Annotated in this window: 2 protein-coding genes; one reads left to right on the top strand and one right to left on the bottom strand. The window is 70.0% G+C overall.

All coding sequences use genetic code 11. The annotated features are described in order from the left end of the window. Positions 1–210: 210 nt before the first annotated feature. Positions 211–852 (bottom strand): response regulator transcription factor, encoded by a 642-nt coding sequence (locus ACM2XV_RS15255; protein ID WP_487027559.1) that lies wholly within the window; start codon positions 850–852, stop codon positions 211–213. Between the two features lie 94 nt (positions 853–946). On the opposite strand from ACM2XV_RS15255, the gene ACM2XV_RS15250 reads away from it, so the two are divergent. Further along, entirely contained in the window at positions 947–1,282 is a 336-nt protein-coding gene (locus ACM2XV_RS15250) for a DUF7882 family protein (RefSeq protein ID WP_344775832.1), read from the top strand. The last annotated feature ends 126 nt before the right edge of the window (positions 1,283–1,408 follow it).

Raw genomic sequence — 1,408 nt, 5'->3', positions numbered from 1 at the left:
GTCGACGATCAGCGCCAGCGAGCCAGTGAGGGCGGCCCCCACCGCCTCGGCCAGCAGGATCGCGCAGGTGATCACGAGCGCGACCGTGAGCCGCACGCGGTTCGTCGCGCCGGCGGCCCCGTGGTCGTGATCGTGCACCATGCCGACCATTCTCTCGGCTTGTGCGGCCCGCGGCATCCGTTCGCGAATTCGCGCAGCAGCGTGCGGCCGTCAGTTGCGGCGCGTGCGGATGTGGTCGGGGCGGAAGCCGTGCTCGATGCCCCACAGGATTGCCTGCGAGCGGTTCGTGGCGCCGATGCGGCGGTAGCAGGTGCGGATATAGGACTTCACCGAGTTGATCGACAGGCGCGTGCGCTCGGCGATCTGCGCGTTGTTCAGGCCCTGCGTGATGAGCGCCAGCATCTCGGACTCGCGCTGCGTGAGCCCCTCGTTGCGCCCGGGCCAGTCGCCGACGACCGCCGTGAGCGCGCCGGCGGGGACGGGGTGCACGCGGCCGTCGCCCTTGTGAATGGCGAGCAGGGCGGCCACGAGGTCGCGGGCCGGGAGCCCCTTGGAGATGTAGCCGGCTGCACCGTTCGCGAGTGCCTGCTCGACCAGCTGCTCGTCAAGGTCCCACGAGTAGACGACGGCCTTGCCGACGCGCGGGTCGCGCGCGAGATTCCTCGCGTCCTCGCGATCGCCGGCCGTCGCCGCGAAGGTGTCGTACAGGGCGATGTCGGCCTGCCGCCGCGGCTCGGTACCCGCGTCGAGCTCGACGACCTCGAAGGTGTCGCGGTAGGCGTCGAGCATCGCGGCCAGGCCGCGAACCACGACGTCGTAGTCGTTGACCAGCGTGATGCGAATGAGTGGCACGCCTTCCAGCGTAGGGGTGGGTCGATACACCCCTAGGGGTGAGGCGGGAACCCGCCCCTTGCCCGTAGTGTCGGTGGGGACAAGAGAGAAGGCAATGGGAACGCTGACGTACGCCGGTGTGGACTACCGGATCGAGGATCGCCTGCTGGCGCACCTGAAGATCGCGATCACCGCGAAACTGCGGGTCGGCGAGACCTTCCTGCTCAACTGGCAGATCCCGGCCGAGGAGGGCTCAGGGCGCATCAGCCTCTGGATCGCTCCCGGAATCCCGATGGCCTTCCGCTTCAACGGCTCGAAGGTGCCAGACCTGAATCGGCATTGGCTCGACGCGCTCTCGCGGTCGGCTCACGGCATCCGCGGGATGGTCGCGATGGACGAGGCGCAGGCCGCCGAGTACCTCAAGCGGGCGGGCGCGCCGGCGGCGCCGTAAGCGCGGGCCTGCCCGCGCCCGTGCGGCGTGCGGCGTGCGGCGTGCGCAGCGTCAGGATGGAGTCATGACGCTCGACGAAGTGCGCGCGGCGATCATGGCGGACCCTGAGAACGCGGCGATGACGGA

The organism is Gryllotalpicola sp. CP2-P1 (assembly GCF_057512245.1).
The sequence above is the reverse complement of the archived record's forward strand: the minus strand, read 5'-3'. Positions and strand labels throughout refer to the sequence as shown.

What these genes read in the sequence shown, in the direction of transcription:
- ACM2XV_RS15250 (WP_344775832.1), top strand. Translation starts at nt 947, where the DNA reads ATGGGAACGCTGACGTACGCCGGTGTGGACTACCGGATCGAGGATCGC.